General features: G+C 25.4%; 32 protein-coding genes. 3 read left to right on the top strand and 29 right to left on the bottom strand.

Annotated features, from left to right (window positions below; genetic code table 11):
* Positions 1 to 8: 8 nt before the first annotated feature.
* Positions 9 to 422, bottom strand: a complete 414-nt coding sequence (locus L8W69_RS08410) for a type II toxin-antitoxin system VapC family toxin (protein WP_263666907.1) — start codon at positions 420 to 422, stop codon at positions 9 to 11.
* Positions 419 to 1297: a hypothetical protein gene (locus L8W69_RS08405; RefSeq protein WP_263666906.1), complete on the bottom strand. Its 879-nt coding sequence runs from the start codon at positions 1295 to 1297 to the stop codon at positions 419 to 421. The genes L8W69_RS08410 and L8W69_RS08405 overlap by 4 nt, the downstream gene beginning before the upstream one ends.
* Before the next feature lie 648 nt (positions 1298 to 1945).
* On the opposite strand from L8W69_RS08405, the gene L8W69_RS08400 reads away from it, so the two are divergent.
* Positions 1946 to 2593, top strand: a complete 648-nt coding sequence (locus L8W69_RS08400) for a hypothetical protein (RefSeq protein ID WP_263666905.1) — start codon at positions 1946 to 1948, stop codon at positions 2591 to 2593.
* Positions 2594 to 2595: 2 nt separating this feature from the next.
* Here L8W69_RS08400 and L8W69_RS08395 read toward each other — a convergent pair whose 3' ends face one another.
* Positions 2596 to 2919, bottom strand: coding sequence for a hypothetical protein (locus L8W69_RS08395; RefSeq protein WP_057990958.1), 324 nt, complete (start codon positions 2917 to 2919; stop codon positions 2596 to 2598).
* A 200-nt stretch (positions 2920 to 3119) separates the two neighbouring features.
* Here L8W69_RS08395 and L8W69_RS08390 point away from each other — a divergent pair, with 200 nt between their 5' ends.
* Entirely contained in the window at positions 3120 to 3467 is a 348-nt protein-coding gene (locus tag L8W69_RS08390) for a plasmid mobilization protein (RefSeq protein ID WP_263666904.1), read from the top strand.
* Positions 3464 to 5614 (top strand): TraI/MobA(P) family conjugative relaxase, encoded by a 2151-nt coding sequence (gene traI / locus L8W69_RS08385; RefSeq protein ID WP_263666903.1) that lies wholly within the window; start codon positions 3464 to 3466, stop codon positions 5612 to 5614. Before L8W69_RS08390 ends, traI begins: the two co-directional genes overlap by 4 nt.
* On the opposite strand, the gene L8W69_RS08380 is transcribed toward traI, so the two are convergent.
* The 26 genes from L8W69_RS08380 to trbB all read right to left on the bottom strand — a co-directional run bounded on the left by L8W69_RS08380 (position 5611) and on the right by trbB (position 25258).
* Positions 5611 to 6075 carry a hypothetical protein gene (locus L8W69_RS08380; protein WP_263666902.1) on the bottom strand — a complete coding sequence of 155 codons (465 nt, stop codon included), beginning with the start codon at positions 6073 to 6075 and terminating at the stop codon, positions 5611 to 5613. The two genes, traI and L8W69_RS08380, sit on opposite strands and share 4 nt — an antisense overlap.
* 3 nt (positions 6076 to 6078) lie before the next feature.
* Positions 6079 to 6294, bottom strand: coding sequence for a hypothetical protein (locus tag L8W69_RS08375; protein ID WP_263666901.1), 216 nt, complete (start codon positions 6292 to 6294; stop codon positions 6079 to 6081).
* A gap of 51 nt (positions 6295 to 6345) precedes the next feature.
* Positions 6346 to 6573: a hypothetical protein gene (locus tag L8W69_RS08370; protein WP_263666900.1), complete on the bottom strand. Its 228-nt coding sequence runs from the start codon at positions 6571 to 6573 to the stop codon at positions 6346 to 6348.
* A 2-nt stretch (positions 6574 to 6575) separates the two neighbouring features.
* A complete protein-coding gene (locus L8W69_RS08365; protein ID WP_263666898.1) occupies positions 6576 to 7262 on the bottom strand; it encodes an AAA family ATPase in 687 nt (228 codons plus the stop codon).
* A 95-nt stretch (positions 7263 to 7357) separates the two neighbouring features.
* Entirely contained in the window at positions 7358 to 7750 is a 393-nt protein-coding gene (locus L8W69_RS08360; RefSeq protein ID WP_263666896.1) for a conjugal transfer protein TraM, read from the bottom strand.
* A 77-nt stretch (positions 7751 to 7827) separates the two neighbouring features.
* Positions 7828 to 8295 (bottom strand): S26 family signal peptidase, encoded by a 468-nt coding sequence (locus L8W69_RS08355; protein WP_263666895.1) that lies wholly within the window; start codon positions 8293 to 8295, stop codon positions 7828 to 7830.
* Between the two features lie 4 nt (positions 8296 to 8299).
* Positions 8300 to 8962 (bottom strand): Fic/DOC family protein, encoded by a 663-nt coding sequence (locus L8W69_RS08350; protein WP_263666893.1) that lies wholly within the window; start codon positions 8960 to 8962, stop codon positions 8300 to 8302.
* The gene (locus L8W69_RS08345; protein WP_263666891.1) at positions 8962 to 9201 is read right to left on the bottom strand and encodes a hypothetical protein; all 240 of its coding nucleotides are present in this window, start codon (positions 9199 to 9201) and stop codon (positions 8962 to 8964) included. The genes L8W69_RS08350 and L8W69_RS08345 overlap by 1 nt, the downstream gene beginning before the upstream one ends.
* Positions 9202 to 9291: 90 nt before the next feature.
* The gene (locus tag L8W69_RS08340; RefSeq protein WP_263666889.1) at positions 9292 to 10011 is read right to left on the bottom strand and encodes a conjugal transfer protein TraL; all 720 of its coding nucleotides are present in this window, start codon (positions 10009 to 10011) and stop codon (positions 9292 to 9294) included.
* Positions 10012 to 10021: 10 nt separating this feature from the next.
* Positions 10022 to 11848, bottom strand: coding sequence for a type IV secretory system conjugative DNA transfer family protein (locus L8W69_RS08335; RefSeq protein ID WP_263666888.1), 1827 nt, complete (start codon positions 11846 to 11848; stop codon positions 10022 to 10024).
* A complete protein-coding gene (locus tag L8W69_RS08330; protein ID WP_263666887.1) occupies positions 11845 to 14058 on the bottom strand; it encodes a zincin-like metallopeptidase domain-containing protein in 2214 nt (737 codons plus the stop codon). The genes L8W69_RS08335 and L8W69_RS08330 overlap by 4 nt, the downstream gene beginning before the upstream one ends.
* Positions 14048 to 14203 (bottom strand): hypothetical protein, encoded by a 156-nt coding sequence (locus tag L8W69_RS08325; RefSeq protein WP_263666886.1) that lies wholly within the window; start codon positions 14201 to 14203, stop codon positions 14048 to 14050. The genes L8W69_RS08330 and L8W69_RS08325 overlap by 11 nt, the downstream gene beginning before the upstream one ends.
* A complete protein-coding gene (locus L8W69_RS08320; protein ID WP_263666885.1) occupies positions 14190 to 14540 on the bottom strand; it encodes a single-stranded DNA-binding protein in 351 nt (116 codons plus the stop codon). Before L8W69_RS08320 ends, L8W69_RS08325 begins: the two co-directional genes overlap by 14 nt.
* Complete coding sequence (locus L8W69_RS08315; RefSeq protein WP_263666884.1) at positions 14537 to 15082, bottom strand: lytic transglycosylase domain-containing protein; 546 nt, start codon at positions 15080 to 15082, stop codon at positions 14537 to 14539. The genes L8W69_RS08320 and L8W69_RS08315 overlap by 4 nt, the downstream gene beginning before the upstream one ends.
* Positions 15082 to 16302, bottom strand: a complete 1221-nt coding sequence (locus tag L8W69_RS08310; protein WP_263666883.1) for a TrbI/VirB10 family protein — start codon at positions 16300 to 16302, stop codon at positions 15082 to 15084. The genes L8W69_RS08315 and L8W69_RS08310 overlap by 1 nt, the downstream gene beginning before the upstream one ends.
* 8 nt (positions 16303 to 16310) lie before the next feature.
* Entirely contained in the window at positions 16311 to 16748 is a 438-nt protein-coding gene (locus tag L8W69_RS08305; protein WP_263666882.1) for a hypothetical protein, read from the bottom strand.
* Positions 16745 to 17674 carry a P-type conjugative transfer protein TrbG gene (gene trbG / locus L8W69_RS08300; RefSeq protein ID WP_263666881.1) on the bottom strand — a complete coding sequence of 310 codons (930 nt, stop codon included), beginning with the start codon at positions 17672 to 17674 and terminating at the stop codon, positions 16745 to 16747. The genes L8W69_RS08305 and trbG overlap by 4 nt, the downstream gene beginning before the upstream one ends.
* A gap of 12 nt (positions 17675 to 17686) precedes the next feature.
* The gene (locus tag L8W69_RS08295; RefSeq protein WP_263666880.1) at positions 17687 to 18382 is read right to left on the bottom strand and encodes a VirB8/TrbF family protein; all 696 of its coding nucleotides are present in this window, start codon (positions 18380 to 18382) and stop codon (positions 17687 to 17689) included.
* 12 nt (positions 18383 to 18394) lie between these two features.
* Entirely contained in the window at positions 18395 to 19621 is a 1227-nt protein-coding gene (gene trbL / locus L8W69_RS08290; RefSeq protein ID WP_263666879.1) for a P-type conjugative transfer protein TrbL, read from the bottom strand.
* On the bottom strand, positions 19548 to 19775 hold the full coding sequence (locus L8W69_RS08285; protein WP_263666878.1) for an EexN family lipoprotein: 228 nt from the start codon (positions 19773 to 19775) through the stop codon (positions 19548 to 19550). The genes trbL and L8W69_RS08285 overlap by 74 nt, the downstream gene beginning before the upstream one ends.
* A gap of 48 nt (positions 19776 to 19823) precedes the next feature.
* On the bottom strand, positions 19824 to 20576 hold the full coding sequence (gene trbJ / locus L8W69_RS08280) for a P-type conjugative transfer protein TrbJ (RefSeq protein ID WP_263666877.1): 753 nt from the start codon (positions 20574 to 20576) through the stop codon (positions 19824 to 19826).
* An 11-nt stretch (positions 20577 to 20587) separates the two neighbouring features.
* Positions 20588 to 21259, bottom strand: coding sequence for a TrbM/KikA/MpfK family conjugal transfer protein (locus L8W69_RS08275; protein ID WP_263666876.1), 672 nt, complete (start codon positions 21257 to 21259; stop codon positions 20588 to 20590).
* Positions 21260 to 21270: 11 nt separating this feature from the next.
* Positions 21271 to 23721, bottom strand: a complete 2451-nt coding sequence (locus L8W69_RS08270; RefSeq protein WP_263666875.1) for a conjugal transfer protein TrbE — start codon at positions 23719 to 23721, stop codon at positions 21271 to 21273.
* Positions 23722 to 23723: 2 nt separating this feature from the next.
* The gene (locus L8W69_RS08265; protein WP_263666874.1) at positions 23724 to 24011 is read right to left on the bottom strand and encodes a conjugal transfer protein TrbD; all 288 of its coding nucleotides are present in this window, start codon (positions 24009 to 24011) and stop codon (positions 23724 to 23726) included.
* The gene (locus L8W69_RS08260) at positions 24011 to 24307 is read right to left on the bottom strand and encodes a TrbC/VirB2 family protein (RefSeq protein ID WP_263666873.1); all 297 of its coding nucleotides are present in this window, start codon (positions 24305 to 24307) and stop codon (positions 24011 to 24013) included. Before L8W69_RS08260 ends, L8W69_RS08265 begins: the two co-directional genes overlap by 1 nt.
* A gap of 9 nt (positions 24308 to 24316) precedes the next feature.
* Entirely contained in the window at positions 24317 to 25258 is a 942-nt protein-coding gene (gene trbB / locus L8W69_RS08255; protein ID WP_263666872.1) for a P-type conjugative transfer ATPase TrbB, read from the bottom strand.
* Between the last annotated feature and the right edge of the window lie 283 nt (positions 25259 to 25541).

The following is a 25541-nucleotide window of genomic DNA, read 5'->3' as shown; positions in this document are numbered from 1 at the left end:
AAGTTTGTTTAAATATCAATTTCACCATATCTTTTTATAGGTATTTTTAAATTTGGAAATTTTCTATCCATAGTATAAATAGCACAACATCCTTCTTTTTCTGCACAAAAATACTGCAAATAGTCTTCAAAGTCGCCATTTTTATTATTATAATAATCACAAGCTATATTTATAACGCTCATACCAAAAGGGGCTATATTAAAACTTTCTTTTAATGAAATAGTTTTTAAAAAATGAGTGAAATTACTTAAATTTTCTTTTTTAATAAGATAAGCAATAGTAGAAACCATATCTTCAGAAAAAACAATCTGAATATTGTTTGCAAGTAAATAATATATTAATTGCTTAGCTTCATTATGATAAGCTCTTTCTTGATTGAAATAATCTAAAAAAATGTTTGTATCTAAATAAACTTTTTTCATATTCTACCTTCTTCTAAATCTTTATCTAGCTTTTCTCTTTTTAGTTCTTTGGCTGATTTTGTAGGATGATATGCACCAGTAAATATCCCAGCAAATTCTTCAATAAAACTTTTAACTTGATTTGTGTGAGCATTTTCATCAAACAAAGAAGGTTCATTATCATTAATTTTATTTTGATTTAACAAATTTAAATTAGCTGTATTGTCAGCATTATTATTTTTTTCTTCAATAACAACTTCCATATTTTTTTCATTTGTTATTTCATTATATTCTTTGTTTATTTCTTTTACTTGATATTGTTCTTGATTGTTTTTTATTTTATCAAAGCCTAGATATTCTGCTTCAGTGAGAATTTCTTTTGTTGCACTAAAATTTTTAAAATCAAAATCTGTAATTACCATTCGTCTTAATCTTTTTAATTCTCTAAAACTTCCTTTACCAACAATATTTGGATTTACAAGATAAGAATAGTTATCATAAACTTTATATTTTGTTTTTAATTCATCTGTATCGATAGGAAGCAAAACTCTTTTATTAATTAATCCATTAATTCCCCTTGAAATAGTAGATTTGCTTAATGAAGTTCTACCCATTATAGTTTTTCTAATATTTGAATTAATAGCAATAATATTCCCATAATCCATTTTAGTAATAACACCAAACAAAACGCTTTTTTCTGAAGGGTCAAGTTCAGTATTGACAAAATCTAAATTTTCTACAAAAAATTGAATAAAATCATCTTGCTTTTCAAATTTTTGAACTTTAAAATTTTCACTTTCTATTATTTCACCAGTTACACAATCAATTTTTTCTTTTTTTAAATTTAATAAACTTTTTTTTGTTTTATTTTCTGATAAATCAACAATGTTATTCACATAAGTTCCTTGTAATTTTTCTAACATTATAACATAAAAATTTAAAATGTTTCATTTTTTTGAAACATTTTAAATAAAATGTTTCATTTTTATCCCATTTTTTTGAAACTTTACTAATTTGTTTCAAATTTGACACCATTTGTTTCAAATTTGACACCATTTGTTTCAAATTTGAAACAAGTAAAAATACTAATAAAACACTATATTACAGATATTAGCAACACTTTTTATGTAAGCCTTCTCTTATTATTATTATATGAATAGTCAAAAAATATGTTCATCAAAAATTTGAAGAGACTAAGCGTCTCTTACTCTTCTTACCACAAATAGGGCGGGGTCAAGTTCGTTTGTCGCTCTAGGCGACTGCACACCCCGCACCCATTATTAATGCAAAATATAAGCACCTTAACAGGTGCAATTTTGCTTCTATACACCAAAAAAAGTTTATTTGAAAACTTTACTTTTCAAATAAAGCTTATTAGCTTTAAACATCGATGAAATAGTGTTTTGATAAATAAAAATATTTCTTTTTAAGTTTAGAGTATTTTTCTTTGAAACTTAAAATAATGATATAATAGTATTTTGATTATTTAAGTTTTTTATTTTCTTAAATATAATTGATTGATTTTTTAAATAAGGTTTTTTATTATGGTTGATAAAGAAACAATGTTAAATAAACATAACGAATATATTAAGTATTTTGATAAATGTGAAGAGATTAAAATTAAAAACAATGAATTACAAAATAAAGTTGTTATGACAATTTCTACAGCTTTATTTGGTATTATTATAACTTCTTTGGATAAAATTATACCTTTAATGTCATCTATTATTTGTTTAAAATATTTATTTATCAGTTTAATTATTTTTAATGCACTTGTAATAGTTTCTATTTTTGCTTCAATTCATTATGCAAATAAAGGTATAGATATTTCTATTAAAAATGCTGAAACATATTATTTGAATACAGGGGAAATGAAAGAAGACAAGTGTAGTAAGCTTGCAACAAAATTAAGATATTTATATATAATTTTTATTTGTATTGTTATCACTATTTTTGTTATTATTTTGACAATAATTTTATTTTCAAAGGATTATAAGATGGATAAAAATAAAAGTAAAGAATTATCATTATGTATGGAATCTCTTACAGCTCCTAAAATACCTATTTCTTTTTATGATAGTAAAATACAATCTCAAATAAATTATATAAGAACTGATAGTAATTCAAATGAAATTACTATACAGCAAGAAGATAATCAAACAAAAGATAACAACACTAAAGAAGATAATTGATTTTATAATAAATCATCTTCTTTAATATCTTTTCCAAATTTAGCGTCAAATACTTTTTTTGATTTTGTGTCAATCTTTAGTTTAATAGGTTCTTTATTTTCTAAAGCTAAAGATTGATTATTTTCCTGTGTTATTTCTTTTTTCTCTATTTTATTTTTAAAAACTTCATTGAAGTATTTATTGAATTGCGAATAAACCATTGAAATATTTTTATCTTGTTTTGCTTTTTCATAAAGTATTTTAGAAACTACATAGCCTTTATTATATTCTTGTTTTAAGTATTCTAAATTAGCAAAAAATTCTATTTTTGCAAAACCTCTTTTCATTGCAAATCCTTTATAAAATAGTATATTATAAGATATTTTAGTATATTTTAGCAAATTATAGTTTATTTTAGTAAAATAATTGAAGCTTTTGTGAAAATAGCTTATATTTTGTTATAATTGCTTGGAGTAATAAGACAGGATATGTATTTGCTATACAAATACAAAGTTTTATCGCTAAAGCTCTAAAATAGGACGCCAAAATGAAAAAAACAAAACAAGTAAATATCAGATTGACTCTTGAAGAATATAACTTTTTAGTTGAAAAAGCTCAAAATCATGGTTTAACACTTTCAAGATATATGAGAGATTTATCTATGAATTATCCAATAACATGTATTGTAGATCAAAAGGTTGCTCGTGATTTATTATTAGTTGCAGGTGATATAGGAAGGTTAGGGGGACTTTTTAAACATTGGTTGGTAAATAATGAAGAACAAAAAACATCTTTTTCTAAAACAAAATCTTATCAAGATATAGATGATATTGTAGATCAAATTTTAGATTTACAAGAATTGTTAAAACAAAAAGCCAAAGAGATTATAAAATGATAGTTAAGAAAATACCATCAAAAAAACAAAACAAATCTAGTTTTAAAAAGTTATCAGATTATATTTTAGATAAGGATAATAATCATGCAAAGGTTTTGGTAGATTATATGCTTGATAAAAATAATGAAATGGATAAAGTAGAAGCATATTTTTTTACAAATTGTTCTTTTGATAATCAAGATGATAATATTGCTGAAATAATTAATACTCAACAATTAAATACTACAACAAAACAGGATAAAACATTGCATATAGTAGTATCTTTTCAAGAAGATGAAAAACCTTCTTTGGAAGTTTTAAAAGATATTGAAGAAGAACTTGCGAAAGCTTTAGGAATGCAAGAACATCAAAGATTAAGTGTAGTTCATTCTAATACCAATAATTTGCATGTGCATATTGCGATAAATAAAATTAATCCACATACATTAAAAGTTGTAAATCCTTATAATGATGTTAAAATTTTGCAAGAAACAGCAATAAAACTCGAAAGAAAACATAATTTAAAAATTGATAACCATATATCTCAAATGGATAGAAAAAAAGAAAAATACAATATACATACTATGAATTGTAATTTTGAAACATGGGTGAAAGAAAAATTATTTAATCAAGTAGATAGTATGTTAAAAAGTGAAAAGACAACTTTTGAAGATATTAAAGAGCTTTTGTCTAAATATGATCTTGAATTTAAAGAAAGACGCAAAGGTTTTGTTATATCTTCAAAGAGTGAAAAATTATTTTGCAAAGCAAGTAGTATCCATAGAGATTTATCAAAACAATCTTTAGAAAAAAGATTTAAAATTTTGGATTTAAAACAAGAAGATAAGCAAAATATAAACCAGGAAGAAAATGCAATTAAAGAAAAATATCAAAGAGTTGATAATCAAAATTATACTTCTAAAAAAACACTATGGCAACAATATTTAAATATAGAAAATGAGAAAAAAATCCAATTAGATAAAGAATTAAGACTTTTAAAAATTCAAAGAAATGAATTTAAAACTTCAATCCCATCAATGAAATTTAATAAAAATAATTTTGCACATGTTAAAAATCAAAGAATGATTTTTAAAAATAAACAAAAAGAACTTTATCAAAAATATAAAAGAATATCTTATAGGGATTTTTTAGTTAAAGAATCATTTTTAGGAAACGAAGAAGCCATTAAAGCTTTACGAAAAACTAAAGCAAAAATAAATGAAAGTGAAAATACTTTATCATCAACTCAAGATAAGCCTAAAATTTTTGAAAATGTAGATTATATTACTAAAGAAGGTTATGCTGTGTATAAAAGTGGTTTTAATAAAGCTATAGATAAAGGACAAGTTTTAAAGGTATCTTATAAACAAGACGATAAAGAGTTTCTTTTAAATTCTTTACTTGTAGCAATTGATAGATTTGGAAATTATCTTAATATCACAGGGGATGAAAGTTTTAAAAAGAATGTTTTGGATATTGCAAATGATTTTAACTTAAATGTAAGTTTTATTGATAAAAAAATGCAAATAATCCACCAGGAAAATATTAATAATAAAAAGATTTTAAAAACAAAGAAAATATTAATTAAAATCATTAAAACACAAATGGAAATAGTTAAAGAATCTGATATTAGTCAAAATGAAAAAGATAAAGATATTAAATCTTTGGAGTATTCTTTAGAGAAAATACAAAATTCTAATCCATCTATTTTTTATAGCGAGTTAAAAAAAATAGGATTTAACAAAGAAGATATTTTAAAAATGGAAACAGAAAAAGTTGCAATGCGAGTAGATAGTTTTTTAGTTAATTCTCAAAACAAACAAGGACTTATTGCTATGAATAAAGAGATTAAAAAGACTTTAAAAGATGATGAAGAAAAGAAAAAATTTGAAAAATTTGAATATTTATTTTTAAATACAGATAAGATAACAGATGTTACTAAGGGGTTTTATGCCAATAAAAAAATTGATGTTGATGAATATATAAAGAAATTTAATATGCAAACTGATAAGATTAATAAAGAAGCAAATGCTATTAAATTATTTAGTGATAAAAATATAGAAATTATTGAAAAATATGCTGATAAGCTTCAAAAAGATTTAAAATATCAATACTTGAAAAAAGTGGAAGTCTTTACAAGTATTGATATCGATTTGAATAATTTTTAAGGCTTGAGACTATATTTCTCAACCACATCTTTTATATTGATATATTTGTCTAATATATTATCATTTTTTAGTATTTTATAAATCTTTAATAGTTTATTTTCATATTCATTTAAAAAATGTTCTTTTGTGAAACATTTTTCTAATACATATAGGCAGATTAAATTTAGTGTTTTGTAATATTCCTCTCTTTTTTTATTCAGCAAATTGTTATTTTTTTTATCTAATTGTTTTTTTTCTAAATCTAAGCGTTCTATGTAATCAACAAATTTTTTTTCCGCGTTAGAAATTTTTTCAAAAGCATCAAATTCAGTTTTTAAAATATTAATTCTATTGTTTTTGGAACTATTTCTTAATTGCAAACAAGCAATTATTAGTCCAACGACTACACCAATGGAAGCCAATCCTTGTATTAATTTGATGATAATATTAATATAATTGGTATTGTCTATTAAATATTGCATGTATTACCTTTTGTCATTCTGATTTGAATTAGTTTGATTCTGATTTGAATTAGTTTGATTCTGATTTGAATTAGTTTGATTCTGATTTGAATTAGTTTGATTCTGATTTGAATTAGTTTGCATTTTATAGGATAAATCTAAGGCTGCAAAAACTCTTTGATCATCATAACTCTCGTTGCAAATTTTTAAATTTTCAACATTATATTCTTGATTTTTCATAAAAAATACTCCTAACATAAAAATTAATATATTCTGTGATTGTAATTATACCTAATCTTTTCTAAAAATTTTAAATCTTACATATGAATTTAAACCCAAACCCATTGAACTAGCTTCTTGATTTAGTATTTTATACTCTTCCTCAGTAAAATTTACCATAAGCTTTTTATTTCTTTTGGTGCCTTTATTGTTATTATTGTCATCTGTTTCCCCGCGAGCTGAATTAACAAAATCATTTTCATTTTTTGGTGTTTTTGAACTTAATTTTTTAAATCCCATTATTATGCTCCTATTTTTTCATTTACAATTTTTAAAAATTCTTGATAAAATCCTTCAAAATCTTTTAAAGCTTTATCATTAGAATCACAAAATTCTTTTATGCTTTTACCTTCTATTACAGCTTTGCGATAAGCTTGTCTTTCATAGATTACACTTTCTAACATAATTACCTTTTCTAATCCTTTATCTTTTTTTGCTTCATTGATATAATCTTTAAGATTATTTAATTCTTTTGCTAAAAATGGATTAGGTGAAACTCTATTAACCAAAATTAATGCTAATAATTCTGAATTAAATTCAGTTACTTCTTGATATATATTTAACATATGATCTAAAACATTAACATCATATTGACTTGGGATAGTGGGTATAATGATAATATTTGATGAAAGTATAGCTTTTCTCATTTCTTTTGAGTCTCTACCACCAGTATCTACTATTATACTATCAAAAGAATTTTTCATTCTTTTTATTTCATCACCTAAACTTATTCCAGTTTTTGAAACGCTTGAAAATAAAGGTTCTAATTTTGATTGACTTCTCATATCTGAAAAAACTTCAGTTGATTTTTGTGGATCGGCATCAATTAACAAAACATTGTCACCATCTTCGGCTAATCGCGCAGATAAATTAACAGCTAATGTTGTTTTACCACTTCCACCTTTTTCATTTATAATAGAAATAACCATTTTTAATCCTTAAATATTTTTATTATAATATCATAAAAATATTAAAATAATATTATAATATATTATTTTAATATCATAATATTAGTATATAAATATTATATTGTAATGCCAATGATTAAGCCAATTAAAAGAAAAATAATTTGACCAGCAAAGAAAATCAATAGATAATTTAAGTTAATTTTTTTAGAATTGTTAGAATTGTTATCTTGTTTTATTTCTGATTTTATATTTATATTTGTGTTTATTTCATTAATTATTGCTTTTAAGTTTTCTTGAGAATTATTATTATAGTCTTTTATATCATTTATTATATTAACTTTGAAAGTTTCTAAATCAGATTTTTGTTTTAAAAATAAAGTATCTATTTGTTTTATAAAAGATTCAAATATGATTTCATTTGCACTAACAACAGCAAAGATAGGATCATTTTCATCTAAAATAATATGGTGTTTTTTGGCAATTTCATCTATCAATTCTTTTTTATTCATTTTAATCCTTTAAAATTTTTATATTATTATAATATAATATTGATATTATAATAATATCATATTGATAATATTTAATATTAAAATATTAATACGGGTGTAACTTTTTTAACTTTATTATTTATAATATTTACTACTCCAAAATAACGACTATCATAACTTTTTATATGCTCACCTTTTACAAATATTTCATTGTCTTTTAAAGTGTATTTTATAGGGTTAAATTCTAAAGGATTATTATTGCTATCAACTTTGAAGATAGTTGAGTTAGGAATAAAAATTTTATTAATAAACACGCCACTTGCATTAACTTCTACAAAATCACCTTTTGTTGCTATTACTTTTTTTAATAAAATTTCTTTCTTTTTTGGAACTTTTAAAATTACAATATCATTTTTAGTGATAATATTGTTTTCAATTTCTTTATAAATGCCAAGTGGCATAGAAAAAGTTGTATTAAAATGTATTTTGAAAAAATAGCACATTAAATATATTAGTATAAAAACTATTGCTAATATAATTGAAGATTTTGCGATGATATTTTTCATAGTATTATAATGATAATCCTTGATTTTGTTCTTTATCTAAATTTTGTCTAAAACTTTTTAAATTAGTTTTGATTAAAGTTTCAAGTTTTCCAAGCTTTAATTGTGAAGCTTCAACACAAGCTATTATCATTTTATCTTTTGGTGTTAAATTTAGATCAAGTTTATAACCAGCATTTTTTGCTAATTCATTTAAAAATATTCTTTGAGTGCGTCCATTACCTTCTCTAAAAGGATGTAAGGCATTAATTTCTCCCATAAATTTTGCTAAATCTTTTGCAAAATGATTAAGATCTTTAGAGTTTTTTAGATAATTATTTTTTGCAAGATCATCAAAAATTATTTTAGAATACTTATCTAATTCTTTTCCAGGAACAAAATTTATGATTATTCCATTTGGTGCATACTTTGCAAATTTTTCTTCTAGTCCTATTTCTATTCTATCTTTTCCTGCCCAGGTATAAACATCTTGAAAAAGTGCTTTATGTATATCTTTTAAATGTTTATAATCAAAATTGCCTTTAATTGGATTTTTGCTTAATTCCAAGGCTTTTCTATTTGTTATTATTTTTTCTTTATGAAATAATTCATTTAATGATTTTGCACCTATTTTATTAGTCTTAATTAAAAATTTATCAAACTCTGATAGATTTTCTTGAGAATCCCACATTAAGATACTCCCCATTCTTTTTTATATTCGGCGATGATTTCATCAGCTGTTGCTTCACCTTTTATGATTTTAATATTATCAATAATATCTCTTTCATTTAAAAACATATCTTCTATTGCAAAATTACCTATATTAGATCTTATAGCGTCATATTGCTCTTTAGTTAAATCATCTTTATACTTTTTAAGTATCGCAAGACTTTCTTCTAAGCTATGCACTTCAGGGTATTGTTTTTGCATTTTTACTCCTTTTAATTTAAAAATATATTATATCATATTGAAATTAATATAATATTAATTTAATAATATAATGATATTATAATTATATTATTATAATATCATATTTATTTGTTGAAAAGCCTTATCTTTAAATATTTTTAGTCTTTGTTTTGACATTAAAGAAAAATTTTTATCTTGCATAGCTTCATTAAAAGTTAAATTTTTTGAAGTTAGTTCTAATAAATCTTTTCCAAAAGTATCTTTACTAAGAGAATTTAAAGATATGATAGCTTTTATATTTTCTTTTATAGCTTCATATTCAGCTGTATTTTCAAAATCTACTCCATCTTTAATGATAGAACCATGATATTCATTAATCCAAACTACAAAAGAACATTTAAAAGCCTGTGTTAATTGTGTTAATCCTAAAATTGTATCATCTCTTGCTTGACCACCAACAATAGGAACATGCATAAAAACTTCAATTTTATTATTTGTTAAAAACTCTAAAATTTCATTTTCTTTAAGATAATCGATTAAAGGTATAAAAGTAGTTGCTCCACTATCAATAATATAATTTTTAGCCTTTTTCTCAAATGCTAATTCTACTATTTTATCAAAAGCACGAACATCAAATTTTCCTTCACCATCAATTAATTGTAAAAATTTTGCTTTAAGTGCTTTTACATTAAATAAAGTTGTATTGTTAGGATCAGTATCAATTGCTATTATACTTTCATTTTTTTCTAAAAAATATTGACATAATAAAGAACTTATAAAGCTTTTTCCTATACCACCTTTACCATTAAGTATAAAATGTATTTTTGTCATAGTTTTTCCTTTAATTTATTGTATCGCTTAGATTTTTATCTAATTTTATTTTTGCTCTTTGAGAAAAAGCAGGATCTTGAAAATATAAAATTTGTTTTCCATAAATAGGTGCTTGACCAGCGATAAATATCAACATATCACCAGGAGCAATAACTTTATCATTTTTATCTTTTTTAACAGAAGGTAATCTCATACATTCATCAGCTGTAATTAAAGGGCGTTGAACTTCTTGTATAGTTTCACTTACATTTCCAAGCATCACAGCTGTTCTTTTTCCAGAACTTGTAAGAGATTTTTTTATAATAGTTGTAATACCACTCATTTCGGATAATAGTTTTGCAGTTTCTATTTTATTTGGTGCAAAAGCAATTCTTATGTGGCAATTTGAAATTATTGTTTCTTTTTCACCATAAATAGAATAAAGTTGTTGTATATCTTGTATTGAACCATAAAATTTTATTCCATAACCAGCCATATAAGCAAGATTTTCTTCAAGAACTCCTAACTTTCCAAACATTGTTAGCTCATCAGCTAAAACTAATAATTTGTGTTTATAGTTTTTTATATTTTCACCATTTTCAAAATTTAAAGAATCATCAGTTAATGTTCTAAAAATTTGATTAATTAATAAATTAAAAAAAGGGCGTAATCTATCTTTTTGACTTGGTGGAATAATTAAATAAAGACTAACAGGAGAATCTTGATTCATTAAATCTTTAATTTTAAAGTCGCTTTTTTCTGTATTTTTTAGTAATATAGGATCAATATAAATATTTAATACCTCAGTAGCAGATCCAATCACACCGCTTAATTCAGCTGTTGCTTTATTTTTCATTGATCTTGATACGCTTTGCACTATTTCTTTTGTGTTTTGATCCATAGTTGAAATATCGCATTCAATCATCTCGTCTATTAATTCATCAATACTTTGATTTGGATCATTAATAAATTTATATATATCAGTTAAATTTGGAGTCGGTTTATTGAGTTTTTTGTTATTATGTAAAGCATAAAGTATTACAGCAGTTAAAAAATTTCCAGCTTCACTTTTAAAATAAGAAGTATTACCTTGAGAAGGATTTTTAGGTGGTGTTTCACCTTTGAAAATAAGATTGATTGCAATATTTTGAGTATCTTTTATTTCATGCAAAGTTCCTAATCTTATTTCTTCTAAAATATTAAATCTTACTCCACTTCCATCAATACAAGTAGGATCAAGTTTTAAAACTTTATTTTTAGCATATTTTTTTCTCCAACCAGCTGTTAAAGCCCAAAGTTCAGATTTAATATCAAAAATTAAAGCAGATTGATCCCATGAAAGTAAAGTCGGTATTATTAAACTAATACCTTTACCACTTCTTGTAGGTGCAAAAAGCATTACATGCTCAGGACCATCATGTCTTAAATAATGTAGAGTTTTACCATCTTGAAATCCACCAACATATACACCTTTTTCTTTTTCAAATAATCCACTTGATTTTACTTCATCAATATTTGCCCAATGTGCAGAGCCATGTAGATTTTCTATGGCTTTTGCTTTACGCATAAATAAGAGTTTTATTAATATAAAAACTATAAAACATAATGCAATACCAGCAAACATCATCATAAAAAATTTTTTAAAAAAATTAGGATAAAAAGAATAATAAGAATAACTCCAAATAATCCAATTTAAAGGATTATAAAAACCATAAATGAAAGTTTCTCCTAAACTAGGAGAATAATTAAAAGATTTTGCAAGATATTGAGTAGCAATAATGCTTAATATTAAAAATGATAAGAAAATACTACTAATCGCTAAAATATAAATAAAGCTTTGATTAATTTGCTTTTTCATATAGATAAACCTATATCTTTTTTGGCTGAAATTTCTTTTTTAATGCTTTTATCTTTAATTATAGCTTTAGTTGTAGCTTTTTCTACCATTAATTGTTTAGCTATTTGTTCTTTTATTTGTTTTTTTATTTCTTCAATACCCCTGCTTTTCATTAAATCATTAAAATCACTTAATCCTTTTTGTGTTTCTTCTTTGGTAAAATTTGGTAAAACAACTTTAACTTCAGAATATTTTTCTTTTATAGCTAATGCAGTTTCTTTACCTACATTTTTTTTGCCAGTTAGTTCTTTTTTAATATCATTATCACCAGCTATAATGATATTCATTTTAGGATATTTTTCTTTTATGTTTGTAACTATAATTTCTAAATTTCCAGCATCTACACCCATAATAGTAGGTGATTTTGTGGCTTCATAGACACTTGCACTTGTAGCAAAACCTTCACAAATAAAAACTTCTTGAACATTATCTAAATTTTTTGCACCAAGTAAGAAAAAATTACCTTGCTTTTTAGCAGGGTATTCTATACCTTGCTCTTTTTCTTCAGAAGTTCTAGTCGCTCCAATCATTTTATCACCATTAGCAAAAATTCTTTGAGTAGCCCAGTATTTACCTTTAATATCTTTTAATGGAATTAATAAATTACCATTTTTATCTTGCTTGAGATAAAAATTCTTATCAAAACCTTTTTCTTTCAAATAAGGATGTTCAGAATTAGCCCATCTTGCATTATTATATTCATTTTCTAATTTCAAAGCAGTATTTTCATATGCTTGATTTAATTCTTTTTCTCTTTGCTCTTTTAGTGCTTTATTGTGTTCTAAAGCATTTTGCAATTCTATTTCTTTATTTTTGGTGTTCTCTATAGAATTTATGCTTTTCCAATTTTCTTTTATACCAGTTTTGTAATTTTGAACAAAACCAGCAGGATGACCATTTAAAAATCCAACATAAGCACCACTTTTTTCTCTACCTTTATCATTAATAACACTAACTCTATGTAATTTTCCATCCATAATAGGCTGACCTTCTATATTTAAACCAGCTTTTTCTAAGAATGTTTTAAATTCATCATAAACATTTGAAAAAATTTGTGTTTCTTCTTTGGAATTAATCCATTGAGTTAATTTATTTAAATCAGCACCTTTTGGAGCATACCACATTTTAGATTCTTTATCCCATTTAGCACCAGCTTTTTTTGCTAATTCTTTTTCCGAAAAAGGAACATAAAGATAAGTTTTTTTAGTTGCCATATTTAGCTCCTTATCATTATTTATATTTTGATTTTGTATTTTAGAATTTTCTAACTCATTTTGTTGAGATATTTCAAGAGAAAAATCTTCAAGAAAACTTACAATTTTAGTAGCTTCAGAAGTAGCTTTAAAAATCTCTAATGGTTTATCTTCTAATATAGAAATCCAGCTGTCAATATAAGATAAATGTTGTTTTGGATCATAATCTAATCCAATTTTGCTGTTAAATAAAAAGCTTGATATTTCGGCTTTTAATTCTTCTTTTGCATATTCTTTTGAACCAAAAGGATGATTTAAATCTCTATTTAATCTACTTTCATGACCAGTCCAATGACCCAACTCATGTAATGCTGTTGCATAATAAGCACTTTCATTTAAAAAATTTTCTTTCGGTGGTAATGTAATTGTGTCTTGTGAAGGGCTATAATAAGCTTTATTTCCTTTATGCTGAATAATTGCTTTTGAATTATCTAAGATTTTTTGTGCTTCATCAATTACCTTAAAATTATCAATTTCTTTTTTAAGTTCTAATTTCGGCATATTATCAATTTGTTCAGCATTAAAAACATGTGCAAAAAAAACTTTTGGATGTTCGAGTTTTATTTCAATTTTTTCAATTTCACCTTTATCATTTGTAATAATATTTCCTTGATCATCTAATTTATCAACTATTTCACTAAACTGCCAATATTGTATTAATGTAGCTTTTTCACCCTTTTTTACTTGAGCATTAATGCTTTGAGCTTGTTTATAAGTGAGCCATCTAGGATCATTATAGTTTTGCAACATTAAATTAATGCTATTGATACCATTATATGGTTTATTTGTGATAGGATTATAAGGCATATTGTTGGTTAGATCTATACCTTTCCAAGGTTTAATCCAAGGTGCAGTGCCATTTTTTAAACTTTCGATAATTTTATCTGCTGTTTCTTGTATAAAATCTTTATTTTTCATTTGATAAACCTTTATTTTCTATAAAATCATCAATATCTTCTTTATTTAATGCTGTTTCATGAAAAGCACCTAATTCTTCGGCTACTAATGGATCTACTTCATAACCATAATTTTCTATTAAATTTAATTCTTCAAAATTGTTCATTGTCTTCACCTTCATTAATATTTTGATTATCTTTTGGAGTTCTAAAATCAATCTCTTTTGCTTTTATTCTATGTTTTTGATAAGTTTTTCCTTCATGTTCCCAAATATCTTGAGTAAGCTCACCAACTACATTAACAGAAACCCCTTTTTTTAAATAAGGGTGCATAGCACTAGCAAAAGAACCAAAAATAGAAACTTCGATAAAAGTTGAATTTTCTATTTCTTTATATTTTCTATTATTAGCTAATGTAAAATTACATATAACGCTACCTTGATTGCTATGTCTTATTTCAGCATCAGCTGTTAAACGACCACCAATTGTTATGTTGTTTATCATTTTATATCCTTTTTTTGAGTTTGAAGATTGAAAGGTTTATATTCTAAAGTAATACGAGTTTGAGATTTTTTAGCTTTTTCCAATAATGGATTAAATGAATAATCATTATATTTTGCTACATATCCATTATTAAATCCATCGTTTAAATTTCCAGTGTTATATATGCTTAAAGCTTGATTAATGCGTTCTTCTTTAGTAAGATTTTCATTTGTTGTTTCATACGCCAGGTAAAAAATATCACTTCCAGCTTTGATATTTTTACAAATATCTAATAAATCATCTATATTGTAATTTGAAAACATTGAAGATTTTAAATTATTAGAATTAAATTGCATTAAACCAATATCAACACTATAACCTTTTTGAATAAAATTTTTAGCTAAAGTTGAAGCTTCTTTTTTATTTTTTAAAACAAAAGAGCCAACTTTATTAATATTTATTGCATATTGCTGATTATTACTTTCTACTTGAATAATTTTTTGTATAATTTGTGTATCTACATTTGGATTTTTACATTGTTCAATTAAAGCAATATCAATCATTATCTAAGCTCCAAAGGTTCTAATATAATATCTTTAGTAACAAATATATTAAATTTATAACCAGGACGAATTTTTAAAGTAGGACTTATGTTCATATTTTTTCTTATCATCTCACTTGCAACTTGCCCCATTTGTTGAATAGCTTGTGAAATAGCTTTATCAGAAGCTGTTTCTTTTTCACCATTTGTGCTTGAGTTATCAGATAATGCAATACCAGCTGTAATTGAAGATAATAATAAAGCCGAGCCAAAAATTCTAAAGTAATGATTATCTACTTCATCTTCAAACCCAGTATATCCATCTTGAGAAGTTCCTTGCATATTTTCAAGAGTTAATGTATCACCATTTGGAAATATTAATTTGTTCCAAGCGACTAAAAGTCGTGATTGACCATAAATAATATTGCTAGAGTAAGCACCTACTACTTTTGTTCCTTGTGGAATGAGTAGATATTTACCAGTAGTTGTGTCATATACATTTTCGGTAACTTGTGCCAATATTTGACCAGGTAATTCCGAATTAACACCAGTAATTAAAATAGCAGGGATATTCCAACCAGCTTTAATTTCATAAGGACTTAAAGGTTTTTGTTTAAATTGTTTTAAATATCCATTATCATTTTTTTGTGACAAAAATTGATTTTGTTGTAGATCTTTATTATTTGATGAATTTTCTAAATCACCTTGAATAATAGAATCATTATTAAATGAATTATTGCCAATTATTTGCTGTGAATTATTTTGAATTGATGAGTCTTTATTATCATTAGTTTTAATATCAAGTTTTGTATCACTTATTAATGCTTTTAATTGCATATCTTTTTTAAGTCTAAGTTCTCTTTCATCAGCTTCATTTGTTTCTATTAATAAAGGTGCTGTATTGTTTTGTGGAAGAATTTGTGGCTGATTTTGAATTATTACATTTGAAGAAGTATTATCATCTTTTGATGAAGAAACATTTTTTTCTATTTTTGGTGATTGCATAAGCTCATTAATATAAGAATTAATATTTCCATTATCTTTTATTGTAGTTTGTGTTTCTTCTTTTTTTGTATCTTGAATATTTTGTTTTTCTAAATTTTGTTTCCTGCTTAAAGCTACATAAAACATACTAAATAAAAATACTAATATAATACCAAGAATAATTATTAAAGGAACTTTAGATAATCTTTTATTGCCTTTTGTGAGAAATTTATTTGGTGAAGTATTGATTTCAAGCATGTGTATCCTTAATATTTTGAATTAAAATTAAAGTTAGTTATACTTGTTTTAATAAGTTTATTATCTACAATGCTGTATATCATACTAACTTTACTTTCATCAACATTAAAAATTGCAACAATGGTTTCATTATCAATTTGTGAAATTTGATAACTTAGAAAAGTTAAATTTTTTCTTGAATTATCATTACTAATCGCATAACCTTTTTTTCTTATTGATAAAATGAAATAATCAAAAAAATCTTTGTTACTTTTTTCTTCATTAAGAAATAAAGTTGTTTTATTTGGAGGATAATATGAACTAAGTAGTTGAATAAAATCATCAGCTATTTTATTGTAATTTACTTTTTTTTCATAAGCGGTAAAGCTAGACTGAAAGTAATTAGGATTTACTTTTGCACATGATATAAAAATCAGTGAAATTAAAAATAAAGTTAAAATTCTCATTTGCTATCCTTTTTGTTATTATCTTGAAGCGATAAATCATAAAGCACATTATTGACAATATCTTGATTAGCTTTATTTGAATGCTTTGTTATAATTATTTTTTCTTGTTTTGAGCCTACATTTGATAATAAAATTGCCTTATTAAACAATCTATCAACTATGAATGTATCATATTTTAATCTATAATTTACGATTTGTTTTTCTTTGCTTGAATCTAAAATCATAAGTGCAGGAGCTTCATAGAATTTAATATTTTTTGGCATTTGAATATATGTTTTTATACCATCATTATAAACTCTTAAAGGTTTAAATTGTGCTTCACCTTTTATACTATATCCAAAATCTAAGTTATCAATATTGCTCGGTATTTCATCATTTTTCGTTTTATAAAAATTTTTAGATTCTGATTTTACTTTCATTTGATTTTTATAATCTTCTAAAGTTTTAATAATATTGTTAGCATAATTAAATGAAACAGCAGGCATAAATTTTTTAGCTTCAGATACTAAATTTAATCTATAAACACGCTTATTTGTCATAATGTTCATAGTTGTTTGAAGATTTTTGTCAGTTGGTTTTATAATAATATGAGATACTAAATAAGGTTCTTCACCGCTTACACTTAATGAAACAGCCCATCTTATGCTATCACCTATTTGAACATCTTTTATAATTTCACCAGGTTCTAATGCAATATCAGTTAATCTTAGTGGTGCAGTTATAATGCTTGGCATAGCTTCGCCATAAAGAAAAATTACTTCTCCATTATTACCTTGAATTGTAGTTGTTTTTGAATTAATCCATTTTTGTGCGATAGCTAAATCTTTTTTTTCTTTTGGTGTAAGATTTGCATAGTCTCTTTCATTTAATCCATTTGCAAATAATCCATTTGCAATTATTAAAGAACATAAAAATATTTTTTTCATATATTAAACTCCTTATAAAATTTTTGAAAAATTAAAATCATCAATAAAAATACCCAATGGATTTTTTAAAATTTGTTCTTCGGTATTTGGAACAATTTGTTTGATTTGAAATAAACCCCTATAAGTTTCTTTTTTAATTACTTCTTCATTAAGATTAGTTGTGATTTCTTCCCACTCAACTTGCCAAGTATCTATATTTTGTGGAACAATGTTTTTTACTTTAATTCTTACATTTTCTTTTGTAGCTTTTTCAAAAGGATTATTGTTTTGATACTCTGAGTTTAAATAATTAAAAGCTTTAGATTGTGGCAATATAAAAGAATATGCGTCAAATATAAATTTTCTTTGAGTTTCTACATTACCCCATATAGAACGCCAAGAATAAATAAAAGTATTTAAGCTATATTTGATTACATTTGGATTTTTTAAATCAATATTTTGAACAATTCCAACTTTAGCTGTATTTCCTAATTTATCAACTTCAATGACATAAGGTATAAGTTTGTTTTGAGAGCCTATATAACCTAAAAATAAAACACAAATAAAGCTGATAATAATATTTCCAATAGCTACAATTTGCCAATTTTTTGCACGAGTAATATAATCACCATATCTTTCCAACCATTCAGTTTTTGCATTAAGATATGGATTATTTGAAGTATCTATTTCAATTTTTTCTACTTTATCTTTTTGTTTAAAAATATTCATAAAACCACCTTTTTATTTTAAAATATTTGGATCAATACCTGATTGATATGTATTACCACTAGATATATCACCCTTACTTGTAGTGCTTTGAAAATCTCTAAGTTTTTCTTGTAAGCGATTAGCAACTTGATTAGGAGCTCTACCTTTTGTTAGATTATCTCTTAAATGTTCTCCACTAGCAGTTGCTAAATTTTTAGCAACACCTTTTACTAAATCCATACCACCAGCACCACCTTCGGCTAAATGTAATTCTTTGGCGGCATTCATAGCACGAGTAACACCAACCGCTCCAACGGCTGCACCAGTTACAACACCAGCGGTAGTTGCCATAACTGCTCTAAATCCAGCTGAAGCTCCTGCACTTTCACCAATAGTTCCATTAAATACTGCTTCAATTAAACCAGGAATCATTTTTGTAATCATGCAAAAGATTAGAGAAATTACAAGAATTTGTAGAGTTAAATCAACTGTTAAATTTGCTGAAATTTCTTTAAATGCATTATTAGTTATGTTGATACATAATGACATTAATCCTTGTATCATAAAGAGTTCTACGCCGACTTTAATAGCTGTTATTATAGGATTAAGTCCTATTTGTTTAAAATGACTCAAACCACCTAAAGCTAATGCAAAAAATACTATTACATTCATTAGATAGAATTTTAGATATACAATTAATAAATCAATTGCCATTAGCAAGAAACCAAATAGTATAATTAATCCGCATATAAGTAAAAATAATGTTTTTGCTATATTTAATCCAGCAGAATCCCATATAGCTAATAATATTTCAACTCCAGCTGTTATGATATTGCTAGGTGTAACATGTTCTCCATGATTAACATTTGTTGCTAATTGTGAGAAGCTATTAAAAATTGCTTGAAGCCAATAATCTATATTAAATAATAATATAAATATTCCTATATATATTACTTTTTTAATAAGTGTTGCTAAAAAATCGCCAAGTTCAAAACCGCTTAAAGCTTTTAAGCCAAAAGTCCAAACCAAATCAATAACAACTAAAGTCCAAAACACCCATAAACAAGCGGTTTTAACAAAAGGTATCCAAGCTTTTAGTCCATTGTGAAGTAAATCTAAAACGCCATTTGAATTTTCAAGACCAAAAGCTAAATTTGGAAAAATTAAAAAGAAAAGTAAGAAAAGATTAGAAAGCCTTAATTGTTCTTTGAGTAAGTATTGCTTCTTTGGCGTTTTCACAATCAAGTCGTTGTGCTTCATTAGAAAGCTCCAATTTCTTGCATGTTTCTACTTTTTGTTTTGCTTCTTCTAAGTGACTTTTGTAATACTCTAATGTTTTTGCTTCTTCGCCACAACCAAAAAATAACATTAAAATACTCATACTTGTAATTAATCCAAAAAATATTTTTTTCATTATAAGCTCCTAATTTATTTTTATAAAAATATACCACTAAATTCATAATTAAAAATCCTTAATTTTTCTTTCCGATATTTTGTTGTATTTTGCTTCATCTAAAATTTCTTTATTATTTTGAGAAGCTAAATAATTTGTTAGCATATTACTTTGATCCATTATTACAGCTCTTAGTTTTCTAATCTCATCGATTTGATAAGCAATGAGATCGTTGGTTGCTTGAACGACTTGTAAATTACCTTTTGAGTTTTGAGAACGCTCTTTAAGTTTTGATACTAAAGTATCTTCACTTTCTAAATCTTTGTATTGAAGTTCTAATTGTTGCAATGTTCCATTAAAAGTATTTTGATTAAGTTGTCTTATCTCATTATATCGCTCAGAATAAAGTTTATTTCTTTCATTTTCATTGTTTGCGTTTGAAAGATCATCACTATATCCTGAAAAGTTTTTATAAGTGCTTTCAAATTTTTTAGAAACATTACCAATATCATAAGAAATTCCATCTACTCTATTCATAATACCCCTTACTTGATATAGCACTGTGCTTAAATTTTGCCAATCTTCTCTTGATAAATTTTCTAAATTTTGTTTTTGCATTTTTACCATTTGTATTTGTTGTTGTAATTGAGAATACATTTGCTCATATTGTTGAAGTTGCATAGCATAATCTTTAACTTGATTTGCAATTGCACTAACATCAATAACGGGGATACCACCAGCATTAACATTTGAAAAACCAATCAGCATGGTTGTAGCTAAAACCAATGTTGTATTTTTTACACCAAAAAATGATTTTTTCATATTTACTCCTTTCAATAAGTCCAGCATGTTTTATTTATAGGACTTATTTTTTTATAATAGTTGTAACAAGATCTATCACTAGAACACTTTCTTTCAATCGCATATGTTTGATCTGAAGGTAATCTTCTATATTCAAATTCAGAAATTTGTTGTAATTTGTAGTTTAATTGCCATTCTAATGGAGAATAAAATTCACCAGAGCATTTATATTTTGGAGTTTTATAATCAGTATATTCATGGTTTATGAGTTGATAGCAAAAATTTGGCATAGTAGTTTTTATTCTATAACCTACTATTTTTCTATCACTTCTTTGTGTTTCAATTTGAGTATTTAAATATTCCGGGGTGCATTGTCTAGGATCAGCACTCGGTAAAATATCATCAACTAAATTTTTTAACACAAGATCTTCTACATTAGTATCATTTTGAACAGGACAAAGATTCAAGAATGCTTTTCTAGCATTAATTGTTTTCCAAGGTTTTTTAAAGTGGATACTAAAATATCGCGTTAATGCAGAAGAACACTCACCAGGACGAGTGCCACTACTTAAACATAAAATTGCTTCACAAGCAAGACGAGTATCACCGCTTAAAATCTCATTTGCGTATATATTTGATCCAATCAGCATAGTTGTAGCTAAAACCAATGTTGTATTTTTTACACCAAAAAATGATTTTTTCATATTTACTCCTTTTATTTAGTTTTAAATTTTTTATAATTTATTTCTTTTTCTTCTAACCATTTATAAGCCCATTCTTCTTTATATTTTTCATAAAGTTGATTTACTCTTTTAACGCTTACTTTATCGCTAATACCAGTAAAGGCTAAATTAGTTTTTCCAAGTGCTAAATTAAAAAGTCTAGTGCCAAGCGGAGAAGTGTAATAGTATTCTCTTTTTTGAATAGCATTAGTAATAATGCCAATTTGGACATCGTTTAATCCAAAAATTTTATAAAAATCATATGGAGCTAAAACATTTTCACTCCCTTTTTTATAAGCTTCGGGATTAGGTAAAAATATTTTAGTAGGACAATATTCTTGTAAAATATCTAAAATTCCACTTTTTGCACTATCGCTTAAGCTTTGAGTTGCCATTACAAGAGCTACATTTGCTTTTCTTAAGACTTTAAGCCAATCAACTATTTTATCTTTAAACGCAGGATGATTTAATGCTATCCAAGCTTCATCGATGATTAATAATGTAGGGCTTCCATCTAAACCTTTTTCTATACGATTAAAAATATAAAGCAAAGTAGGGACTATATATTGATCTCCCAATCTCATTAAATCTTCTATTTCAAAAGTTGTAATATTGCTAAGGCTTAATTTATCTTCTTCAGAATCAAATAAAAAACCACCTGTTCCTGAAATTGTGTAATAATTTAAAGCGTCTCTTAAATTATTATCTTGCAATGCTGAAATAAATTCAGTTAATGAAATAGATTTTGTATTAATATGAGAAATTAAAGCTTCATGTATTAATTTTTTATGTTTTGGTGTAGTATCAATATTTTGTAATTTTAAGCAAGTTTCAATCCAAAATTCAGCCCATGCAATATCTGATTCTGATTTAATATTTGCTAAAGGGGCAAATGCTAAAGAAGAATGCTCCCCTGCAATATTATAATGAGTTCCACATGTTGCAAGTGTAGGAGCTAATAAACTTTGACCTTTATCAAAAGCATAAATTTTAGCATTTGGATATTTTTGCCAGGCAAGAAAAATATTTGCTAAAAGAGTTGATTTACCACTTCCAGGAGGACCAAAAATTAAAGTGTGTCCTAAATCACTAACATGTAAATTTAATCTAAAAGGTGTATTTCCAGAAGTTACAACTTGCATTAATGGGGGAGAATTCGGAGGGAATTTATCACTTGGATTATATTTTTCACCCGACCAAATAGACGCTAAAGGCATTAAATGCGTTAAATTAAGTGTATTTAAAATAGGACGGCGTAAATTCGGATATACAAAACCAGGTAAAGTTCCTAAATAAGCTTCAACAGAATTTATAGTTTCGGTTCTTGATAAAAATCCTAAATTCTCTAAAGTAGTTCTAACTTCTTTTAATTTATGTTCTAAATTAGCATTATCACTATCAAAAATTACTATATTTGCAGTATAGTAACCATAACCTACCATATTACTTTTAGATTCAGCTAAAGCAGAATCTACTTCAGATACCATTAATACAGCATGATCATCTTGTTTTCTAGTAGGACGATCTAATAATTGATCCAACCATCCCCTTGTTTTTTGTTGCCATTTTTTTCTATATTTGTTTAATATTTTTTCGGCTTCATAATTATCTAAAAATATAAATCTTGTATTAAATCGATAATCAAAATTTAATTCAGTTAGAGAATTTAAAATATTTGGATAACTTTCACTAGGAAATCCTTCAATTGCTATAATACCTATGTATTTATTGTCTATTCTTGGAAACATACCAGTTTCAAATTGTCTTCCACCTATTAAACAATCAAGAAACATAGGAGCATTTGGCAAAAGAACTCTTTGTTTTTCGCCACAAATACAAAAATTTATGTATTCAAGCATATCATCTAAAACATATTCATTGTTAAACTCATCAACAGCTATTCTTTGTTCTAATTTTTCAATTTTTATATAAGAGCTTAAGCTATCTTGTATTTTTTGAAGTGTATTTTTAAAATACTCTAATATTTTTTCACTTTGATTTTTATTTGAGTTTTCATCTATAATCATTAAATCAGTAATTTTACTTATATTTTTATGCGGCGGCAAATAAGTAAAAATAATTGTAAATAAATTTTCAAAATGTTCTACATTTTCAAAATAATATCTTCTTTCATTTTCTATTATTTGTGCTATTTCATTTTTAAAAAAAGTATCACCATTTATATAATTTTCAGTTTTAATTCTTGAACAATCAATATGAACAGCCCAGCCATTTCCTAGTCTATTTAAAATAGCATTAACTCTAGCACTTAAAGTATTTCTTTCATTTAAAGTCATAGAGCTAATATCATTCGCACGATAATAAAATCCAGCAGTTAAACTTCCATCTTTATTTAACAAAATTCCATTATCTATAAAACTTGCATAATTTAAAATATCAGGAAAAGCTTTTGCCTTACTTCTAAATTCTTTAAGTGCTAACATATTTAATCCTTTGAAAAAGGTGTAGATTGTGGATAATAAAATTTTTTATATTTACTTTGGCGTATAAAAATTTGTCTCATAAGCGGATCGCTTTTTGCCATTAAACGCAAAAGACCACCGCATACAAAAAACAATAAAAAACCTATAATTGTTGTTAATAATGTAACACCAGCAAAAATTAATGCAAAAGAAATAAGCCCAACAAACATAATTAATTCTCTATCAGCTCCAAAAATTAAATTTGGTTTGTTTAATGCACTATAAATATCTACTTTTTGCAATGTTTCCATTATATTAAAGCTCCACTAGTATTGAAAATATTTATTAAATTTGTAGCTCCAACAACTAAAGCTATTACAAGCACAATGTAAAAAAGAGTTTTAATAAATCCACTAAACTCTCCACCCCAAATCAAACCAGCACCAGCACCTATTATTGCGAAAATTGACATTACAAATGCAACAGGACCAGTTATACTTGCTTTTATTGTTTGTAATGGACTTTCCCAAGGTAATCCACCGCCAGTAGTTGAAGCCCAAGCTACACCCACACCAGCGATTAAAAATAAAATTAAAAATTTTTTCATATTTACTCCTTAAAATATTGATTTTATGACATAGTTATCATTGTGATAATCTTCAACTTTGATTATTTCTTTTATCTTTCTACCCTCCTTTGTTTTTGATATGAAAACTATTAAATTAACAGCTTCAGCAATTAATTTACTCATTTTTGCACTAGTAGCTTCAGAAATTAATTGCTCCATTCTTGTTAATCCACCTTTTGCAGAATTTGCATGTATTGTTGCTATACCACCAGGATGACCAGTATTCCAAGCTTTTAATAAATCTAAAGCTTCTTTACCCCTAGTTTCACCAACTATAATCCTATCAGGACGAAGACGCATAGTTGCTTTTAAAAGTCTAAGCATATCTACTTGATCAGTAGCTCTTAAAATTACTTTATTATCACTTGAACATTGAAGCTCGGCTGTATCTTCTATAATTACGATTCTATGTGAAGGTGTAATTTTTGAAATTCCATCTATAATTGCATTTGAAAAAGTAGTTTTACCACTACCAGTGCCACCAACAACTAAAATATTTTGTCTATCTTCTATTGCTTTTACCAATATTTCCTTTTGATTTGGTGTAAGAATATTAGAATCAACATAATCATCAAGAGTAAAAATTTTTATTGCTTTTTTTCTTATAGTAAAAGTAGGTTTTGCTACAATAGGCGGTAATAAAGCTTCAAACCTTGAACCATCAAGTGGTAATTCACATTCTAATATAGGATTATCTGCATTTGTAGTTGTGTCTAAAAAGGTTGAAACTGCTGTAATAATTGATTTTGCTTTAGCTTCAGAAAAATCACCAAGACATTTCATATCTTGACCTAATTTTTCAAGCCAAAGTTTGCCATCAGAATTTAACATAAGTTCTATGGTGTCTTTATCTTCTAAATGAGTTAAAATATCACCAAATTCGCGTTTAATTTTTTCAATAATTCTTTCTTGAAACTCAATGTTACTCATTTTTGAGTCCTTTTGAGTCAAGAATAAGTTTTAAAAGATGATCAGAATATTTTTTATGTGGATTATGAAGGTATAAAAGCTTTGAAATTAAGAAAAGTTTAAGGTTATTTTGTTCTCTCTCTCTCTCTCTCTATTAACTTTTAATAAAAAATTAAGTGTAATTTGTTTCAAAAAATACTCCAAAAATATAAAAACTAATATCGTTATTATATATTATTTTGAATAATTGTCAAGGTTTTTGTTTCATAAAACTATCCAAAATGAAATCAATTGAAACAAAATG

This window comes from Campylobacter sp. CNRCH_2016_3089, from assembly GCF_025772505.1.
GTDB classification, from domain to species: Bacteria; Campylobacterota; Campylobacteria; order Campylobacterales; family Campylobacteraceae; genus Campylobacter_D; species Campylobacter_D lari_D.
Note: the sequence above shows the minus strand (reverse complement) of the source record. Positions and strands in the feature narration are given on the sequence as shown.

Bases quoted from the DNA above. Each gene is read 5' to 3' on its own strand.
- L8W69_RS08335 (WP_263666888.1), bottom strand. From the start codon at position 11,848: ATGAAAAAGCAAATTAATCAAAGCTTTATTTATATTTTAGCGATTAGT.
- L8W69_RS08395 (WP_057990958.1), bottom strand. From the start codon at position 2,919: ATGAAAAGAGGTTTTGCAAAAATAGAATTTTTTGCTAATTTAGAATAC.
- L8W69_RS08275 (WP_263666876.1), bottom strand. From the start codon at position 21,259: ATGAAAAAATCATTTTTTGGTGTAAAAAATACAACATTGGTTTTAGCT.
- L8W69_RS08265 (WP_263666874.1), bottom strand. From the start codon at position 24,011: ATGGAAACATTGCAAAAAGTAGATATTTATAGTGCATTAAACAAACCA.
- L8W69_RS08315 (WP_263666884.1), bottom strand. From the start codon at position 15,082: ATGATTGATATTGCTTTAATTGAACAATGTAAAAATCCAAATGTAGAT.
- traI (WP_263666903.1), top strand. From the start codon at position 3,464: ATGATAGTTAAGAAAATACCATCAAAAAAACAAAACAAATCTAGTTTT.
- trbL (WP_263666879.1), bottom strand. From the start codon at position 19,621: ATGAAGCACAACGACTTGATTGTGAAAACGCCAAAGAAGCAATACTTA.
- L8W69_RS08305 (WP_263666882.1), bottom strand. From the start codon at position 16,748: ATGAGAATTTTAACTTTATTTTTAATTTCACTGATTTTTATATCATGT.
- L8W69_RS08270 (WP_263666875.1), bottom strand. From the start codon at position 23,721: ATGTTAGCACTTAAAGAATTTAGAAGTAAGGCAAAAGCTTTTCCTGAT.
- L8W69_RS08410 (WP_263666907.1), bottom strand. From the start codon at position 422: ATGAAAAAAGTTTATTTAGATACAAACATTTTTTTAGATTATTTCAAT.
- L8W69_RS08295 (WP_263666880.1), bottom strand. From the start codon at position 18,382: ATGAATATTTTTAAACAAAAAGATAAAGTAGAAAAAATTGAAATAGAT.
- L8W69_RS08380 (WP_263666902.1), bottom strand. From the start codon at position 6,075: ATGCAATATTTAATAGACAATACCAATTATATTAATATTATCATCAAA.
- L8W69_RS08260 (WP_263666873.1), bottom strand. From the start codon at position 24,307: ATGAAAAAATTTTTAATTTTATTTTTAATCGCTGGTGTGGGTGTAGCT.
- trbB (WP_263666872.1), bottom strand. From the start codon at position 25,258: ATGAGTAACATTGAGTTTCAAGAAAGAATTATTGAAAAAATTAAACGC.
- L8W69_RS08400 (WP_263666905.1), top strand. From the start codon at position 1,946: ATGGTTGATAAAGAAACAATGTTAAATAAACATAACGAATATATTAAG.
- trbG (WP_263666881.1), bottom strand. From the start codon at position 17,674: ATGAAAAAAATATTTTTATGTTCTTTAATAATTGCAAATGGATTATTT.
- L8W69_RS08330 (WP_263666887.1), bottom strand. From the start codon at position 14,058: ATGAAAAATAAAGATTTTATACAAGAAACAGCAGATAAAATTATCGAA.
- L8W69_RS08285 (WP_263666878.1), bottom strand. From the start codon at position 19,775: ATGAAAAAAATATTTTTTGGATTAATTACAAGTATGAGTATTTTAATG.
- L8W69_RS08390 (WP_263666904.1), top strand. From the start codon at position 3,120: ATGAAAAAAACAAAACAAGTAAATATCAGATTGACTCTTGAAGAATAT.
- L8W69_RS08365 (WP_263666898.1), bottom strand. From the start codon at position 7,262: ATGGTTATTTCTATTATAAATGAAAAAGGTGGAAGTGGTAAAACAACA.
- L8W69_RS08360 (WP_263666896.1), bottom strand. From the start codon at position 7,750: ATGAATAAAAAAGAATTGATAGATGAAATTGCCAAAAAACACCATATT.
- L8W69_RS08350 (WP_263666893.1), bottom strand. From the start codon at position 8,962: ATGTGGGATTCTCAAGAAAATCTATCAGAGTTTGATAAATTTTTAATT.
- L8W69_RS08320 (WP_263666885.1), bottom strand. From the start codon at position 14,540: ATGATAAACAACATAACAATTGGTGGTCGTTTAACAGCTGATGCTGAA.
- L8W69_RS08375 (WP_263666901.1), bottom strand. From the start codon at position 6,294: ATGAAAAATCAAGAATATAATGTTGAAAATTTAAAAATTTGCAACGAG.
- L8W69_RS08310 (WP_263666883.1), bottom strand. From the start codon at position 16,302: ATGCTTGAAATCAATACTTCACCAAATAAATTTCTCACAAAAGGCAAT.
- trbJ (WP_263666877.1), bottom strand. From the start codon at position 20,576: ATGAAAAAATCATTTTTTGGTGTAAAAAATACAACATTGGTTTTAGCT.
- L8W69_RS08370 (WP_263666900.1), bottom strand. From the start codon at position 6,573: ATGGGATTTAAAAAATTAAGTTCAAAAACACCAAAAAATGAAAATGAT.
- L8W69_RS08345 (WP_263666891.1), bottom strand. From the start codon at position 9,201: ATGCAAAAACAATACCCTGAAGTGCATAGCTTAGAAGAAAGTCTTGCG.
- L8W69_RS08355 (WP_263666895.1), bottom strand. From the start codon at position 8,295: ATGAAAAATATCATCGCAAAATCTTCAATTATATTAGCAATAGTTTTT.
- L8W69_RS08325 (WP_263666886.1), bottom strand. From the start codon at position 14,203: ATGAACAATTTTGAAGAATTAAATTTAATAGAAAATTATGGTTATGAA.
- L8W69_RS08340 (WP_263666889.1), bottom strand. From the start codon at position 10,011: ATGACAAAAATACATTTTATACTTAATGGTAAAGGTGGTATAGGAAAA.